This is a genomic window from Thermoactinomyces sp. CICC 10735 (assembly GCF_016055175.1).
GTDB lineage: Bacteria > Bacillota > Bacilli > Thermoactinomycetales > Thermoactinomycetaceae > Thermoactinomyces > Thermoactinomyces vulgaris.
This window is the reverse complement of sequence record NZ_JAECVT010000005.1, coordinates 77,460-95,297: the sequence shown is the minus strand read 5'-3', so window position 1 is coordinate 95,297 and position 17,838 is coordinate 77,460. Positions and strand designations below refer to the sequence as shown.

Genomic DNA, 17,838 nt, shown 5'->3' with positions numbered 1-17,838 from the left:
AAACTTTCCGCTTGCCTCCCCGCTATAATGAGTGGCACAAACTGAACGCGAGGTGACAAGGGATGCAAGTGGGAACTCATTTTCGGAATTTATTGATTCGACCGGTGGGAAGTTGGTTCGGTTGGGAAAGCAGTAAGCGAAGACGGATCATGCATCGTTTGGCGAACATGTGGAATGTTCCGGTTGTTGTGATGGGAGTGCTCTTGGGAAGGGCCACGATCTTGGGGATGATCTCCCCGTTTGCTGTTGCTTATCTGGCCGTGGTGTATCATTTGGCCAAAAAGCAATGGCCGGTGGTGATGTTGTCACTGATTCTCGGTGCGGCCACCCTGGGCGGGGCAGAGGTGGCCAAGATGACCGGCAGTTTAATTCTTTTCCTTTTTATCCAGAAAATTTTTGCGGCCTTGGGAAAAGGAGAGCTCAGTTTTGCTCCTTTTATGGTGGGGATCACGGGGGCCGTGGCCCGCCTGGCTGAGTGGTGGTGGAAAGACGGGACTTCTTATGAATTGTTGTTGGCCGGGATCGATGTGCTGCTCAGTTTCATCTTGACGTTTATCTTTGTCCAATCCCTCCCGATTTTCACCATGAAAAAAAGACGCGTTTCACTGCGTCAGGAGGAAATTGTCTGTTTGGTGATTCTTCTGGGTTCCGCGATGACCGGAACCATGGGGTGGGAAGCTGGGCAGTTATCGATCGTCAACATTATTTCCCGTTACGCAATTCTGGTGCTGGCTTTGGTGGGTGGGGGAATGTTGGGTTCCTCCATGGGGGTGGTCACAGGCATGATTTTAAGCCTCTCCGAACCCAAATCCATTTTGCAGATCAGTTTGCTGGCGTTTGCCGGTTTGCTGGCCGGTTTGTTCAAAGAAGGGAAAAAAATCGGCGTATCGGTCGGCTTTTTGTTGGGTTCGGCCATCCTGACCTTATATGACGGCGGTTCCCAGGCCATCTGGCCTTCCATGCAAGAATCGGCATTGGCAGTCTGTTTGTTTTTCCTGACTCCGGAACGTTGGTTGAAAGCATTGTCCCGGTATGTTCCCGGCACGTTGGAAAATCATACGGCGCAACAGGAGCACATCAAACGGCTCAGGGATGTGACGGCGAGCAAAGTGGAGAAATTCACGGAATTGTTTCAGGAGTTGGCGTTCAGTTTCCGTGAAGATGTGACCAAACACAAAAAAGAAGATGAAGACCAGGTCCGGTTTTTTATTTCCGAGATCATGGATCAGGCTTGCATGGGGTGCAGCAAGTTTGAACATTGTTGGGATCAAAAAGTGGTGAAAACTTATCAGGGGATGATGGATTTAATGGCTCGTGTCGAGGAGAACGGGCCGCAAAATCCTGCGCCGGTTCCAAAATCATGGGAACGTCACTGCATCCGTCCCGACAAAGTGGTAAACGAAATTCAGCGTCAGTATGCACGCTACGAGCAAAACATCTATTGGAAGGAAAAAATGCAGGAATCGCGCCGGTTGGTTTCCGACCAGTTGACCGGAATGGCGGAAGTGATGTCCAAGCTGTCCAGGGAAATCCGGCATGAAACACAAGTGCTGTCCGCGCATGAAGAGCAGATTCACGAGGCGCTGGAAGAGTTGGGCTTGTCCATTCACCGGGTGGATATCATTAACCTGGAAGAAGGAAAAGTGGAGATTGAAGTTACGATGGCTGACCGGGACGGGCTGGAAGAGTGCAAAAAGTTGGTGGCTCCCTTGTTGACGGAGATTTTGGGAGAGCCGGTGGCTGTGTACCGGAAGGTGGTCAAAGACGGATCGCCTGGTGCGGTTGTCATTTTGGGATCGGCACAGCGTTTTGAACTGAAAACGGGAGCTTCTTGTGCGGCCAAAGGCGGGGGAGTGATTTCCGGAGACAGCTATTGTTACATGAATTTGGGCACAGGAAAGTATGCCGTGGCCTTATCGGACGGAATGGGGAACGGACAACGGGCACAAGCCGAAAGTAGTGCGGCATTGAAGTTGTTGCGCCGTTTGCTTCAGGCGGGTATGAATGAAGAGCGGGCGGTGGATACGGTCAATTCGATTTTGAGTTTGCGGTCGGCCGACGAAATGTTTGCGACGATTGATCTGGCCATTGTGGATTTGAACACCGCGGAAGGGCGGTTTATGAAAATTGGTTCCACCCCGGGCTTTATCAAGCGGGGGAAAAAGGTGATCGCGCTGTCGGCAGCCAATCCCCCCATCGGCATTTTAAATCACATTGAATTTGAACCGATTGAAATGCAGCTGGAGCCGGGCGACCTGATTATTTTGATGACGGACGGGGTTTATGACACACCGGATCATGCGGTCAACAAAGATGCTTTCATGGCGCGGATGATTTCGGAAATTGACACCAAAGATCCGCAGGGATTTGCGGATTGCCTTTTGGAAAAAGTGGTGCGGCATCACGGGGGACAGATCATGGACGATATGACGATTGTCGTTTCCAAGGTGGAAAAGCATTCCCCCGAATGGTCGACGATCCGTTTGCCCGGCGTCAAAAAGCTCGTCCGGCCGGAACCCGTGAATTAAAACGGACAAAAACCATGTTGTAAATTGCTTCCCTTCCTGAAAAAATATATGATGAGTACAGGGAAGGATGAAACAAACCCGGGGCTTCCCGGGCCTTTTTATTTAAGGGGAAGATGACATTGTCCTGGTTTTTGAAACGCTTGGAAGAAGAGATTGCAACGAGAAAATTGATCAGACCCGGTGACAACGTATTGGTCGGGGTATCGGGCGGTCCCGATTCCACGGCCTTGCTGTTTGCTTTAAAACAGTTGGAAAAGACATTGGGGCATCAAGTGTTTGCCGTTCATGTGAATCATCACTTGCGCGGGGAAGAAAGCGATGAAGATGAGAAATATGTGGTGTGCCGCGCAAAGGAATGGAACATCCCCGTCCGTGTCATGCATGTGGATGTGGCCGGAGAACGGAAGAAACACGGTGGGAATAAACAGGCCGTATCGCGAACATTACGCTACCGGGCATTCAAACGGGTGGCTGAGGAAATAAAAGCAGACCGGCTGGCGTTGGCGCACCATGCCGATGACCAATTGGAAACGGTGTTGATGCGTTTGTTCCGGGGAACAGGGATCTCCGGCCTCTCCGGGATGGATTGGTCCCGGTCTTGGGACGGTTACGTGTTGATCCGGCCTTTATTGGGATTTAGGAAAGAGGAAATCATTTCTTTTTGCCGGGAACAAAATCTGTCCCCGCGTGAAGATTCAAGCAACCGCTCTCTGGAATATACGCGAAACCGGATCCGTCATGAACTGATTCCCGTGGTGAGAAGGCTGTATCCGCATGCCGACAGAGCGGTTTCAAAGTTGAGCGATCTGATCCGGGAAGAAGAAAGAGACTGGGATTTCCGGGTGAAAAAGGCATTGAAAGAAGTGGTCACCGAACGGGGTGAAAACTGTTACACGCTTGATGTTTCAAGTTTTCTTCACTTGTCGGTTGCTTTACAAAGAAGAGTGGTTAAACTAATATTAAGTTATCTTTGCCACCAAGATTTAACGGAACTTTCCCTTGATAAAGTGGATCAGGTTCGAAAATTGGCTGAAAACAACAATCCGTCGGCAATGATCCGGATGTTTCAAGGAATCGTTGCAGAAAGAGAGTATTCCAAGTTGATTTTCACAAAAAAGCCACAAACACCGGATGAAGCCCGGGACAGGCAGGAAACGCCGGAAATGATCTGGTTGCCCGGTCATGGAGTGTCTTCATTACCGGGGTTTTTGGGTAGAATGGAAATATTGGAGTCAGATCAACCCATCCCCATACATAGATTGAAAAACGTTTTTAGCCATGCTGTGTTTGACCTTGATCTTCTTTCAGGACCGCTTTATGTCCGGGCCCGGAAACCGGGAGACAAAATGCGTTGTTCAGGTATGCGCGGAAGAAAAAAGGTAAAAAGTTTAATGATGGAAGCAAAAATCCCCAAAAAAATGCGTTCGCGCTATCCATTGGTTGGATCCGGTGATGAAATCATCTGGATACCGGGAGTGAGGAGGTCCGACCTGGCTCCTGCGACAGCATCAACAAAACGTTTTCTATATTTATTGTGGGATCAAAATGATGCACCCGAAGAAAGATAGGAGGTTCCCACCGTGCATGAAGACATTGCGGAAGTGTTGTTTACCAAAGAGCAAATCCGGGAAAAAGTAGAGGAGTTGGGGAAAATCATTTCCCGTGAGTACAAAGGGTTGAACCCGCTGTGCGTTTGTGTGTTAAAAGGGGCCGTTCCTTTTATGGCCGATTTGATCAGGGAGATTGACATCCCGATTGAGATGGACTTTATGGATGTTTCCAGCTACGGGAATTCCACCAAATCCTCAGGGGTTGTGAGAATTATTAAAGATTTAGAGACATCCGTCGAAGGACGTCATGTCCTGATTGTCGAAGACATAATTGATTCCGGTTTGACGCTCAGTTATCTGGTGGAAATGCTGAAAGCCCGGAATGCGGCATCGGTTAAAATCATCACCATGCTGGACAAACCGGAACGCCGTAAAGTGGATCTGAGCCCTGATTACTGCGGATATACGATTCCGGATGCATTTGTTGTCGGTTATGGCCTTGATTATGCGGAGAAATATCGGAATCTCCCATACATAGGAATCCTCAAAAAGGAAGTTTATACGGATTAGCCGTGACGTTTTGTTTTGTTGAGAACCGTTTGCCTGCTATGCTAAAATGATACAAGTGGACTGAGAGGAGGCCAGGGATGAAAAACTACTTCCTCAGAAATGGAGTATTATATATTATCCTCATCCTTGTAACCATTGCGGTTATCAATATGTTTGCCAATCCGGCAACAGACACGCAGCAGCTGGCTTACAATGAATACAGGCAACAGCTGACGGCGAATAAGCTCACTGACATCAAGGTACAGTTGGATGGGGGTACTTACCATATTGAAGGTAAGTTCAAGGACCAGCCGAACAAGTCTTTTGTAACCCGGGGACCCGCGAACTACGGTTCAACGGTGCTTCAGGATTTACAAAATGCAAATGTCAAGGTGACTTATGAAAAACCGAAAGGTGACTCGATTTGGATCACCTTGTTTACGTACATCATTCCTTTTGTCGTCATTCTTTTCCTTTTCTTTTTCTTGTTAAACCAGGCGCAAGGCGGCGGAAGCCGTGTGATGAATTTCGGCAAAAGCAAAGCCAAGTTATACAATGAAGAGAAAAGGCGTGTAACTTTTGATGACGTGGCAGGCGCAGACGAGGAAAAAGCCGAGTTGGTCGAAATTGTTGACTTCCTGAAAGACAACCGGCGTTACGCCCAAATGGGGGCACGGATTCCGAAAGGGGTTCTTTTGGTCGGACCGCCGGGAACAGGGAAAACTTTGTTGGCCAGGGCGGTGGCCGGAGAAGCGAAAGTTCCGTTCTTTTCCATCAGCGGTTCGGACTTTGTGGAAATGTTTGTCGGGGTGGGGGCATCCCGTGTTCGTGATTTGTTTGAACAGGCGAAGAAAAATGCGCCTTGTATCATTTTCATCGACGAAATCGACGCAGTGGGCCGTCAACGCGGGGCCGGGCTCGGCGGCGGTCACGACGAGCGCGAACAAACATTGAACCAATTGCTTGTGGAAATGGACGGATTTGATGTCAATTCCGGAATCATCATCATGGCGGCAACCAACCGTCCGGATATCCTCGACCCGGCATTGTTGCGCCCGGGCCGTTTTGACCGCCAGATTCTGGTGAACCGTCCTGATGTGAAAGGCCGGGAAGCCGTTTTGAAAGTGCATGCCCGTAACAAACCCCTGGCAGAAGACGTCAAATTGGAAGTCATTGCCCAGCGTACCACGGGCTTTTCCGGAGCCGATCTGGAGAACTTGTTGAATGAAGCGGCTCTGCTTGCGGCACGGCACCGGAAGAAGAAAATCACGATGGAAGAAATTGATGAAGCGGTGGACCGCGTGATTGCAGGTCCTCAGAAGAAAAGCCGCGTCTTCAGCAAAAAAGAAAGAAAAATTGTTGCTTATCATGAATCCGGACACGTGTTGTGCGGATATTACCTGCAGCATGCCGATGTGGTTCACAAGGTGACAATCGTCCCCCGCGGGCAAGCCGGCGGATATGCCATGATGTTGCCGAAGGAAGATCGTTATTTGGCCACCAAAAACGAATTGCTGGATCGGGTGACCGGGTTGCTCGGAGGCCGTGTCGCCGAAGAGATTGTGTTTGGTGAAATCAGCACCGGGGCCAGCAATGACTTTGAGAAAGCAACCTCCATTGTCCGTTCCATGATTACGGAATACGGAATGAGCGACCGGTTGGCCACCATGACCTTCGGGCGTTCGCAAGGACAGGTGTTCTTGGGGCGTGACCTGGGACACGAATCCAACTACAGCGATAAAATCGCCTATGAGATCGATACGGAGATGCAAGATTTGATCCGTTCCTGCTACAACCGGGCGAAAAACCTGATCATGGAACATCGCGACAAATTGGAACTGTTGGCGCAAACCTTGCTGGAGAAAGAAACGTTGGATGAGCGGCAAATCAAACAATTGCTTGAAAACGGGAAGTTGGATGATGACGATTCCGTGAAAGTCAACATCCAATCCAAAGAGGAAGAAGAAACCAATAAAGAGTCCACAAAACAGGATAATTCCGGGGCGGTTGATGCAAACTGGACAGAAAGCCCTGCAAAGGATAATCCGTTTGTCAATAACGATCCGGTGGATAAAGATTCGGATTCAGACCAATCGGTGTAGAAAAAAGAGGCGTTTCCGCCTCTTTTTTCTTGTGAATTAATGGATGTAAAACAATCCGGGAGGATGGTATTCTATAAGTAAAATGGATTACATCACTAAAGCAGGTGAATAACTTGAACAAGGATTTATTGCTGGTCATGGATGTTGGAAACACCAATATCGTTTTGGGCATTTACCGCAAGGAAAAATTGTTGCATCATTGGCGTTTGCAAACAAACCGCCACGCGACCGAAGATGAATACGGCATGCAATTGGCCGATTTGCTTTCCTATACCAACCTGTCCATCAAAGATGTGGGGGCTGCCATCCTTTCTTCCGTTGTCCCTCCGCTGACGATTGTCTTGCGGCGGATGGCTGAAAAGTATCTTGGTTTGACCCCATTAATCTTGGGACCGGGCATTCGTACCGGATTGAATATCAAGTATGACAATCCACGCGAGGTCGGGGCCGACCGGATTGCCAATGCGGTGGCCGGCATTGAGAAATACGGGGCGCCGTTGGTGATTGTCGATTTTGGGACGGCAACCACCTTCTGTTTTATTGATGAAGAGGGAAATTACGTCGGAGGAGCCATTGCGCCCGGTATCAGTATATCCATGGAGGCGCTGTATCAACGGGCCGCCAAGTTGACAAGGGTGGAAATTGACAAACCGGATTCGGTGGTTGGCAAAAATCCGGTTCAATCCATGCAGGCTGGCATATACTATGGTTATGTCGGGCTTGTGGATGAAATTGTCACCCGCATGAAAAAGATGATGCGCCAACGTCCCACGGTGGTGGCCACCGGCGGGTATGCCTCATTGATTTGCAAGGATACCAAGACGATTGACAAGGTGGATCCGCTGTTAACCTTGGAAGGATTAAAGTTGATCCATGAGCTGAATGCAAAGTAACAGAATGGGAAACAGAGGGCTTCTTGCGAAGGAGTCCTTTTTTTAAGGAGGAAATCACTGATGGAAGATTATGTTATTCGAGCGATCTCTGCAGACGGGGCCGTGCGCGGGTTTGCGGCACGGACGACGAATCTGGTACAGGAACTGCAACAACGTCACCGCACTTTTCCGGTGGTCAGCGCGGCATTGGGCAGAACGGCGACCATGGGTGCGATGATGGGCGTGACTTTAAAAGAGAAGAACCACAAAGTATTGATCCGGGTGGAAGGTGACGGACCCATCGGGCGGATCATGGTGGATGCCGACGGGCAAGGCCATGTGCGCGGATGTGTCGACCAACCGCAAGTGGAAGGCAAATCCAAAGGTAACAAGCTGGATGTGGCTTCCGCTGTGGGAAAAGGAATGATTCACATCATCAAAGACTTGGGCATGAAGGAACCGTATCGAGGCGCTTCGCCGATTATCTCAGGGGAATTGGCGGAAGACTTTACTTATTATTTTACGGCCTCTGAACAAACTCCATCATCCGTGGGATTGGGGGTATTGGTCAAAGGGAACGAAATTTTGGCGTCCGGCGGGTATATGATCCAGCTTTTGCCGGGGGCCGGGGAAGAAGTGATTCAAAACCTGGAGCAACGGATTTCCCGGCTTTCGTCGATCTCAGACCGGTTGAAAAACGGGGAAACGCCGGAAGAAATGCTGCGCTTTTTAATGGGGGACGATTTGGAAATCCTGGGGAAATCGCCGGTTCAATTTCAATGCAATTGTTCCAGGGAACGTTCAAAGGCAATGTTGCGGGCGCTTGGCAAGGAGGAAATAGAATCCATCCGGGACGAATTGGGCCGTGCCGAGGTCGTTTGCCATTTTTGCAATGAAAGATACTTGTTTACGGATGAGGAATTAGAAAGGATTATAATAGAAGAAATTGATTGACAAATCGGATCGGGATTAGTATGATGATAAATACAAAACCTATGAGTTTACTCGGAATAAGGAGGCTTCCTACATGCGGGTTGGAAATAATATTCTTGAGTTGATTGGCGAAACACCGCTTGTGAAATTAAACCGGATTGTTGGAAAGACGGATGCCGATGTTTATTTGAAACTGGAATTTTTTAACCCGGGTGGCAGTGTCAAAGACCGGATTGCCCTCAGCATGATTGAAGAAGCTGAAAAACGCGGGGAGCTGAAACCCGGTTCCACGATTTTGGAGCCGACCAGCGGAAACACCGGAATCGGACTGGCGATGGTGGCAGCAGCCAAAGGTTACCGCGCCGTGTTGGTCATGCCTGACACGATGAGCGTGGAACGCAGAAATCTTCTGCGGGCCTATGGAGCCGAACTGGTGCTGACTCCCGGTGCGGAAGGAATGAAAGGGGCCATTCAAAAAGCCAAAGAAATCCATGAACAACATCCCGATTATTTCGTTCCCCAACAATTTGAAAACCCGGATAACGTGAAAGCACACTTTGAAAACACCGCCAGAGAAATCGTTGAACAAACAGGCGGTGAATTGGATGCCTTTGTTGCGGGAATCGGGACCGGCGGAACGATTACCGGTGTCGGCAGGGTCTTGAAAGAAAAATATCCTCATGTTCACGTGGTTGCTGTTGAGCCTTCCAATTCCCCCGTTTTGTCCGGAGGAAAACCAGGGCCTCACAAAATTCAGGGTATCGGTGCCGGATTTGTACCCAAGATTCTCGATACGGATATTTACGATGAAGTCTTGCAAGTGGATAACGAGGAAGCTTTTGAATGGGCGCGTCGTGCAGCTCGTGAAGAAGGGATTCTCGTGGGAATCTCCTCCGGTGCGGCCATTGCTTCCGCGGTGAAAATCGCCCGCCGGTTGGGAGAAGGCAAAAAAGTTGTCGCTGTTGTTCCAAGTAACGGAGAACGTTATTTGTCCACGCCTCTTTTCAATTTCGAAGATGAAGCATAAGCGTAAACCAAATACATCTGTTGGAAGCTGTCCTTGATCGGAAAGGATAGCTTCTTTTGCTTTCGGGGAAAATTGTGATGAAGATCCCGGTTTTATGTGGTAAAATGATGTGATTAGAAGAGTTGAGCCTGTCGGGAAAAGCCGGGAAGGGATTGGATCATCATGAAATTGGTTTGCGGGATGAGCAAAAGCGATGCCATGGACATCGATGAAATAGAAAAGCAAGCGTAATCACCGGCGTCGGATCCGAAAGCGTTTGAAGAAGAAGCGGGAGCGGTGTTGAAAGGTTCCCTTGCGGGGATTGCATGAACGTCGGGCGCCGGAATTCCTCTTTTCCGTCATCATGGCGCAGGCTGCTTTCCAGTCTGATTGGAGCGGAATCCGACGGAAAGAGACCCGGTCCCATCCGGAATCCCTGTGAAAGCAGAGATGAAAAACCATTTTGAAGAACCGGATTCAGAAAACAAATCCATTTCCTTCTGCGGAAGAAGAAAGATAGATATGAGATGGCTCACTGACAGAAGGAATCGGTCGGCCATCTTTTTTTGTCATCGATGCAGCATCAAGCGCTTGTATTCATCAGAGAGGAGCTGGAGCCATGAACCATTCAACGATTCAAGCCGGTCCGTATACGTTGTCTTATGACCGCCGCACGCTGGTGATGGGCATTTTGAATGTGACCCCGGACTCTTTTTCAGACGGCGGAAAATACAATACGGTGGACCGGGCTATCGAACATGCCAAACAACTGGTGCGTGATGGCGCGGATATCATAGACATCGGCGGAGAATCCACACGCCCCGGGGCGGAGTATGTACCGCCGGAAAAGGAATTGTCCCGCTTGCTCCCGGTGATTGAGGTGTTGCATCGCGAGTTGGACTGCCCCATTTCCGTGGATACGTATAAGGCAGAGGTGGCCCGGCAATGCATCCAGGCCGGGGCGCATATCATCAATGATGTATGGGGAACGCTCAAAGATCCGGACATGGCCAAGGTTGCGGCGGAGTTGGATGTGCCGGTCATTTTGATGCATAACCGGCAACAACCTGATTATGATTCGCTGATGGACGATGTGATTCAGGATCTGATGGCGATGGTACAAAATGCGAAACAAGCCGGAGTCAAAGATGAAAATATCATTTTGGATCCCGGGATCGGCTTTGCCAAAAACCTTGAACAAAATTTAACCGTGATGCGCCACCTGGATCGCATTACCGCGTTGGGGTATCCCGTGTTGCTGGGAACGTCCCGGAAATCCATGATTGGCAAGACATTGAACCTGCCGGCTCATGAAAGGGTGGAAGGCACGGCGGCAACGGTGGCATTCGGAATTTCCCAAGGATGCCGGATCGTACGGGTCCACGATGTCAAAGAGATGACCAGGGTTTGCCGGATGATGGATGCGATGCTTTACGGGGTTCTGCCAAAGGAGGCGGAGGCCCGTGGATAAAATCTTTATGAAACGGCTGAGCTTTTACGGGTATCATGGGGCTTATGCCGAAGAAAACCGGCTGGGGCAGCGTTTTTATGTCGATCTGGAAATGAAATTGGATTTAAGGCCTGCCGGCACAACGGATGATTTGCAGAAAACCGTTGATTATGGAGCGGTATATCAGAAAGTGGAAAACATCATGACCGGAACCCGGGTGAAATTGATTGAAACCTTGGCAGAGCGAATTGCCGGACGTTTGTTGGCTGATTTCCCGATTGAAGAAGTACGGGTCCGCGTCACCAAACCCAATCCGCCGATTCAGGGACACTATGAGTCGGTCGGGGTTGAAGTGGTAAGGACAAGGCCATGAGCCGAAAAGTGACGGCCTATCTGGGACTGGGAACCAATCAGGGAGATCGGCGGGAACAGTTGAAACAGGCGATTCATCTGTTGAACAACACCAGAGGAATCCACGTGCGGCAAACCTCTTCGATTTATGAAACCGCTCCGGTCGGGTATCTCGATCAACCGCCGTTTTACAACATGGCGGCGGAAATCCAGACGATTTTGTCTCCCGGGCAATTGTTGGAAGCTTTTTTGCGGATCGAACAAAAGTTACACCGGGTGCGAAAGATCCGCTGGGGACCGCGCACCATGGATCTGGATCTGCTCCTTTATGAAGATCGCGTGATCCGGCAGGAAGATCTGGTGGTGCCCCATCCGCGCATGACCGAGCGGGCATTTGTTTTGGTCCCCTTGTTTGAAATTGCCGGGGATATCGAAATCCCGGGGACGCATAAAACAATTTCCCAGTGGATGAAGGAGATTCCCGGTGAACAAAAAGTGTACAAATTGGAAATGATTCCGGTTTAACCATGGGGAAAGGAGGTATTTCGATGCTGAAAATTGGTGACATTGCGTTAAAAAACCGTGTCGTGTTGGCTCCGATGGCAGGGGTCTGCAATCCGGCTTTCCGCCTCATTGCCAAAGAGTTTGGCGTGGGATTGGTGTGTGCGGAAATGGTGAGCGACAAAGCCATTTTGCACGGAAATAAAAGGACCCGGGAGATGCTTTATGTGGATGAACGGGAAAAACCGCTCAGTTTGCAAATTTTCGGCGGAGACAAAGAAACGCTGGTGGAAGCGGCCAAAGTTGTCGACCAACAAACCAATGCGGATATTATCGATATCAACATGGGATGCCCGGTTCCGAAAGTGGTCAAATGCGATGCGGGCGCCCGCTGGCTCCTTGATCCGGACAAGATTGAAGAGATGGTGTCTGCCGTAGTGGAAGCCGTGGACAAACCGGTGACCGTCAAGATGCGCATTGGTTGGGATGAAGATCATATTTATGTGGTTGAAAACGCCAAAGCGGTCGAACGCGCTGGAGGAAAAGCGGTTTCCGTACACGGTCGCACGCGGAAGCAGATGTACCGCGGGCAAGCGGACTGGAGTTGGATTAAAAAAGTAAAAGAGGCCGTGGGGATTCCTGTCATCGGAAACGGCGATGTCTTTACACCGGAAGATGCGAAGCGGATGCTTGATACAACCGGTTGTGACGGGGTCATGATCGGTCGCGGCGCATTGGGGAATCCGTGGATGTTGTACCGGACGGTCCATTATCTTCAGACCGGCGAACTGCTTCCGGAACCGGAAGTGAGGGAAAAGATGGAGATTGCCATTTTGCATATGGACCGGCTTGTCAAACTGCGTGGGGAAGACATTGCCGTCCGCGAAATGCGAAAACATGCGGCGTGGTATCTCAAAGGACTGCCTGGTGCCAGCAAGGTGAAAGAAAAAGTGAATCAACAAGAAACCAGGGATGGAATGGCAAATCTCCTGCTTTCGTTTGCGGAGGAATACGAAAAGCGTCAGCGCGAAAAACAAGAAGCCGTCAATCAAGAAACTGCGTAACGGATGAACGAAGGAGTGCGAAACGATGAGTCATGAAGAACAAAGCGATCTGTTTCAAATCAGGCGTGAAAAAGTTTCTGCGTTGAGGGAGAAAGGTGTCAATCCTTTCGGCCACAAGTTTGAGCGTACCCATCATGCAAAGCAGATTTTGGATCAGTACGAATCGATGTCCAAAGAAGAATTGCAAGAAAAAAACATTTCCGTATCGATTGCGGGTCGTCTTGTGGCCAAACGGAAACAAGGAAAGGCTTCCTTTGCCCATCTCCAGGATATGAGCGGCCGGATTCAGATCTATGTCCGGCTGGACCGGGTGGGGGAAGAGCAATATGAGATTTTCCGGACAGCCGATCTCGGGGATTTTCTGGGGATCAAAGGCGTTGTTTTTAAAACCAACCGCGGGGAAGTCAGTGTCAAAGCCGATCAGGTGGATTTCCTGAGCAAATCGCTCCGGCCCCTTCCGGAAAAATATCATGGACTGAAAGATGTGGAGCTCCGGTATCGGAAACGGTATCTGGATCTCATCATGAACCCGGAAGTCAAAGAAACGTTTGTCACCCGGAGCCGGATCATTGCCGCGATGCGCCGGTATCTGGATCAACAAGGGTTTTTGGAAGTGGAAACCCCGACTATGAATGTGATCGCCGGCGGCGGGGCGGCACGTCCGTTCATCACCCACCACAATGCACTCGATATGAAGCTGTATATGCGGATTGCCCTTGAGCTTCATTTGAAGCGCCTGGTTGTGGGCGGATTTGAAAAAGTTTATGAAATCGGCCGGGTGTACCGCAATGAAGGGATTTCCACCCGCCATAATCCGGAGTTCACCATGATGGAATTGTATGCCGCTTATGCGGATTTTCATGACATCATGGATCTCACGGAGGATTTGATCGCCCATGTGGCGCAAGAAGTCTTGGGCACCACGAAAATCCATTACCAAGGGCATGAAGTGGATCTTTCCCCCGGCTGGGCACGCAAATCGATGACCGAATTGATCCGGGAAACGACCGGGGTGGATTTTACCCGGCAGATGACCGATGAAGAAGCCCGCCGGCTTGCGAAAGAACATGGCGTGGAAATTACAGAGTTTATGACCTTTGGTCACATTGTCAATGAGTTCTTTGAACAAAAAGTGGAAGACCAATTGATTCAACCGACGTTCGTTTACGGACATCCGGTGGAAATTTCCCCGCTTGCGAAGAAAAATGAAGAAGATCCCCGGTTTACGGACCGGTTTGAGCTGTTTATCGTGGGACGGGAACATGCGAATGCTTTCTCCGAATTGAACGACCCGATGGATCAACGGGAGCGTTTTGAAGCACAACTGAGAGAAAAAGAAGCCGGTAACGACGAAGCGCACCCGATGGATGAAGATTTCCTGGAAGCACTGGAATACGGAATGCCGCCCACCGGCGGTCTGGGAATCGGTGTGGACCGTTTGGTGATGCTGTTGACAGACAGCCCGTCGATCCGCGACGTTCTCTTGTTCCCGCATATGCGCGAAAACCAGCAGGAAGACTGATGGAAAAGCTTCTGATTCGTTATGAATCAGAAGCTTTTTTCACAAGTTATCCACAATATACACAAACGCCTGTGCGAATTGTGGATAACTTGTGAAAAAACAGCCCCGATCTTCCAAATAAAGAAAATATCAATAAATATCAGGAATAAAAAGGTAAATTTTGCCTGGGTGTTGAAAGATATAGACAACCCTGACAGCTAGGAAAAGGGAGGTTGGGAGCACATGGATAAATGCACCTGTGCCAAATGCGGCGCAAAGTCCTTATACATTCAATTTTTTCAATTCAATGGCAAGTATTATTGCCGGATGTGTTATACCGAATGTCTTCAACAAACTGACAAAAAAAAGACCAATCTTGTTATCACCCGGATGCCCTGAACGGGCATTTTTCTTTGAAGAAGGAGTTTTCAGGGACAATTTCGAAGTTGTATGGGGAAGTTCAGCCATGGCGTTTTGCCGGACCAAAAAACTTCAGAAATGAAAGGAAACGGGAATATCTTGGAATAGTTTATAAAAATCGCCTTGTATAAAAACTTCAAAACGTCTATAATTGCCCTAGGTTGCATCATGATATCATGGAATCTATCAAGTTTTGCAATATTTCCCGGCATTACCGCATGATTTACTTCATTTTCGTTGGTCCGGCGAGAAAAACATTTTTTGATGTAGATATTTGATATTCTTTTTGAATTCATCCACTTGCGACATGAATGAGGTTATTAGTAAAATGGTAGGAGCAGTACTGTTCCGTTCAGTTTACAAAAAGAGGCAAATCATTCAATATACAGAGAATGATGGATAGTTGGCCTTGATATATATCACAGAATATGAAAATAGTGTACACCAGGGAGGTTAAGCTATGGGTTCCAGGAAAGAGAACCATAGATTCTTAGAACAGGGTAACCAGCTTTCATTTCCTGAAGCGCGTTTTGGATTAACAAAAAAAGAAAACGTGACTCCGAGTCCGATCAAAGAAACCAAAAGCGAATCTCGTTCCCAACAACAAGTTTTGAACATGCTCAGTGCATTGCAACAAAATTTCACATCGCTGTTGAATGTGGTTACCAACCGGCTCAGTTATGACAAAACGAAAGAAATGGCGTTTGACCGCCTTTATAAAGAGATGGAAGAGTTGAAGCAGGACCAGGAACTTCAACAACTCCGTCCGCTTTATATTGATTTGATTCTGCTGATTGACCGGATGAACAACATTTATAACGATCAGCTGGATGTCGGAGGACAAAATCCCGAATTAATTGACATTCTGCAAACCTTGAGCCATGAAGTGCTGGAAATTTTGTACCGTCGCGGCGTTGAATTGATTGTTGCCCCGTCCAACAAATTTGATCCCAAAATTCAACAAGTGGTTGAAGTGATTCCCACCAATAACCCTGCAGAAGATAATATGGTTGTCCATATGATCCGCCATGGCTTTAGATATGGAGACGTGGTTCTCAGACCTGAAGAAGTGGTGATAAAAAAATATAATCCCTGATTGAACGGAATATGACAACAAACGAGGATTAGCCATGATGTTGGCTAATCTTTCATCATTGAACCCTTTTCATGAGCATTTGGGGACCGGGGTGAAAGACGCATTTTTTTGTCAACCGTTTTTTACACTACATAGATTTTGCCATTTTGCGTGAAAGAGGGTAGTATATGGGAGCTTTCCCGTAACCCATGGGTTATAAGTGATCGAAGGAGTGAAAAAAGATGGGAAGAGTCGTTGGGATCGACCTGGGAACAACCTATTCGGCGATCTCTGTTGTAAATAAATACGGGAAACCGGAAATTATGGTGAACCGGGAAGGGGAACGGATTACTCCTTCTGTCGTTCTCTTTGATGGTTCGGATGTGGTTGTGGGCAGTATTGCGAAACGTTCTGCAGTTGCAAGTCCTTTTAATGTTGTCCAATTTGTGAAAAGGCAGATTGGCGACAAGGCATGGAAATTCACCACGGAACAAAACGAAGACTTTACCCCCGAAGAAATTTCGGCCATGATTCTCCGGCGCCTGAAAGAAGACGCGGAAACCCTGCTGGGGGAAAAAGTGGAAGATGCCGTCATCACCGTCCCCGCTTACTTTGACGATGCACAACGGAAAGCGACACAAGACGCGGGAAGAATTGCAGGTCTCAATGTTCTTCGCATCATTAACGAACCCACCGCAGCGGCACTGGCATACGGATTGGACAAGATGCATATGGAGCAAAACATTCTGGTTTATGATTTGGGTGGCGGAACCTTTGACGTGACCATTATGCACTTGTCTCCAAGCGGATTGAGGGTGTTGTCCACCGGGGGTGCCAAAAACCTTGGCGGCTTTGACTGGGACAATGTGGTGATGAACTACCTGAATGAAGAGTTCCAAAAGCAAGGGGGCATCGATCTGTTGGAAGACCCCATGCTGGAACAGGACTTGCGTGATAAAGCGGAAATCGCCAAGAAAACCCTTTCTGTCCGTGACCGCACCAATGTATTCCTGTCTGCCAATGGAATCAACGCATCCATCACCCTGACAAGAGAGATTTTTGATGAATTAACCGCTCCTCTCCTGAACCGGACCCAAAAAATCATGGAATTCGTTTTGGAAGACGCAAACATTGAATGGAAAGACATTGACAAAGTCCTTTTGGTCGGCGGCTCGACCCGGATGAAACAAGTTCCTGCCATGATCGAGCGTGTCACGGGAATCAAGCCGTCATTGGATGTCAATCCGGATGAAGTGGTGGCTTTGGGAGCTGCCATCCAAGGTGCGATCCTGCAGATTAAGGAAGGAAATGCCGACCTCTCACTCAGCCAGTCCTTCCCGGTGGTTGAAGTGCAGGATGTCAATTCTCACAGCATGGGGGTTGTGGCGCTGGATGAATCCGGGCAAGAATTCAACTCCATCGTACTCAAAAAAGATACCGTGATCCCCAGCAAAGTAAGCGGCCATTATGAAACCACCGTTGATCAACAGTCCCAATTGCATTTGCAAGTGACGGAAGGGGAAGACATGGATCTGGATTATGTAAAAATCGTGGGGGAAGGCATGATCGACTTGCCGGAATATCCCAAAGGCGCTCCCCTCGAGGTTATTTTTGAGTATGACAGTGATGGAATCATCCATATCTCGGTGATTGACTCCACAGCGGGGAAATTGCTGGGGGAATTGAATATCGAGCGGAAGTCCAACCTGACGGAAGAAGAAGTGTTGGAAAAACAAGAGCGGATGAAAAAGCTGGCGATCGGTTAATCGGTTGGCATCTTTGTACATAATAAACAGACAGAGAATGGGATTGACAAGAGCACTTATTTTATCTTTCATGAAAAGATGAAGCTTGGGAAACCAAGCTTTTTTTTATGGGAAAGGGCATGAAAAAATCCATTCCGTGGGGGCGGATGCCAGGGAATGGATTTTCAGTC

General features: G+C 48.8%; 14 protein-coding genes. All 14 read left to right on the top strand.

Going from position 1 to position 17,838, the window contains the following annotated elements; genetic code table 11:
• The first annotated feature begins 62 nt into the window (after positions 1-62).
• The gene (spoIIE, locus tag I8U23_RS12100) at positions 63-2,528 is read left to right on the top strand and encodes a stage II sporulation protein E (protein ID WP_049720807.1); all 2,466 of its coding nucleotides are present in this window, start codon (positions 63-65) and stop codon (positions 2,526-2,528) included.
• A 119-nt stretch (positions 2,529-2,647) separates the two neighbouring features.
• A complete protein-coding gene (gene tilS / locus I8U23_RS12095; RefSeq protein WP_198051083.1) occupies positions 2,648-4,096 on the top strand; it encodes a tRNA lysidine(34) synthetase TilS in 1,449 nt (482 codons plus the stop codon).
• Positions 4,097-4,108: 12 nt separating this feature from the next.
• Positions 4,109-4,648 carry a hypoxanthine phosphoribosyltransferase gene (hpt, locus tag I8U23_RS12090; protein WP_037998020.1) on the top strand — a complete coding sequence of 180 codons (540 nt, stop codon included), beginning with the start codon at positions 4,109-4,111 and terminating at the stop codon, positions 4,646-4,648.
• 77 nt (positions 4,649-4,725) lie between these two features.
• Positions 4,726-6,729, top strand: coding sequence for an ATP-dependent zinc metalloprotease FtsH (ftsH, locus tag I8U23_RS12085; RefSeq protein WP_198051082.1), 2,004 nt, complete (start codon positions 4,726-4,728; stop codon positions 6,727-6,729).
• Between the two features lie 137 nt (positions 6,730-6,866).
• On the top strand, positions 6,867-7,622 hold the full coding sequence (locus I8U23_RS12080; RefSeq protein WP_062843359.1) for a type III pantothenate kinase: 756 nt from the start codon (positions 6,867-6,869) through the stop codon (positions 7,620-7,622).
• A 60-nt stretch (positions 7,623-7,682) separates the two neighbouring features.
• Positions 7,683-8,555: an Hsp33 family molecular chaperone HslO gene (gene hslO / locus I8U23_RS12075; RefSeq protein ID WP_037997861.1), complete on the top strand. Its 873-nt coding sequence runs from the start codon at positions 7,683-7,685 to the stop codon at positions 8,553-8,555.
• Positions 8,556-8,628: 73 nt separating this feature from the next.
• Positions 8,629-9,561 (top strand): cysteine synthase A, encoded by a 933-nt coding sequence (cysK, locus tag I8U23_RS12070; RefSeq protein ID WP_049720809.1) that lies wholly within the window; start codon positions 8,629-8,631, stop codon positions 9,559-9,561.
• Between the two features lie 598 nt (positions 9,562-10,159).
• Positions 10,160-11,011 carry a dihydropteroate synthase gene (gene folP, locus I8U23_RS12065; protein WP_037997865.1) on the top strand — a complete coding sequence of 284 codons (852 nt, stop codon included), beginning with the start codon at positions 10,160-10,162 and terminating at the stop codon, positions 11,009-11,011.
• Positions 11,004-11,363 carry a dihydroneopterin aldolase gene (gene folB, locus I8U23_RS12060; RefSeq protein ID WP_037997867.1) on the top strand — a complete coding sequence of 120 codons (360 nt, stop codon included), beginning with the start codon at positions 11,004-11,006 and terminating at the stop codon, positions 11,361-11,363. The genes folP and folB overlap by 8 nt, the downstream gene beginning before the upstream one ends.
• A complete protein-coding gene (folK, locus tag I8U23_RS12055) occupies positions 11,360-11,866 on the top strand; it encodes a 2-amino-4-hydroxy-6-hydroxymethyldihydropteridine diphosphokinase (RefSeq protein WP_037997876.1) in 507 nt (168 codons plus the stop codon). The genes folB and folK overlap by 4 nt, the downstream gene beginning before the upstream one ends.
• Before the next feature lie 23 nt (positions 11,867-11,889).
• Positions 11,890-12,906 (top strand): tRNA dihydrouridine synthase DusB, encoded by a 1,017-nt coding sequence (gene dusB / locus I8U23_RS12050; RefSeq protein WP_049720811.1) that lies wholly within the window; start codon positions 11,890-11,892, stop codon positions 12,904-12,906.
• A 25-nt stretch (positions 12,907-12,931) separates the two neighbouring features.
• Positions 12,932-14,428 carry a lysine--tRNA ligase gene (gene lysS / locus I8U23_RS12045; protein WP_037997879.1) on the top strand — a complete coding sequence of 499 codons (1,497 nt, stop codon included), beginning with the start codon at positions 12,932-12,934 and terminating at the stop codon, positions 14,426-14,428.
• A gap of 859 nt (positions 14,429-15,287) precedes the next feature.
• On the top strand, positions 15,288-15,923 hold the full coding sequence (locus I8U23_RS12040; RefSeq protein WP_198051081.1) for a nucleotide exchange factor GrpE: 636 nt from the start codon (positions 15,288-15,290) through the stop codon (positions 15,921-15,923).
• Between the two features lie 221 nt (positions 15,924-16,144).
• Positions 16,145-17,668, top strand: a complete 1,524-nt coding sequence (locus I8U23_RS12035; RefSeq protein WP_049720813.1) for an Hsp70 family protein — start codon at positions 16,145-16,147, stop codon at positions 17,666-17,668.
• Positions 17,669-17,838 lie beyond the last annotated feature (170 nt).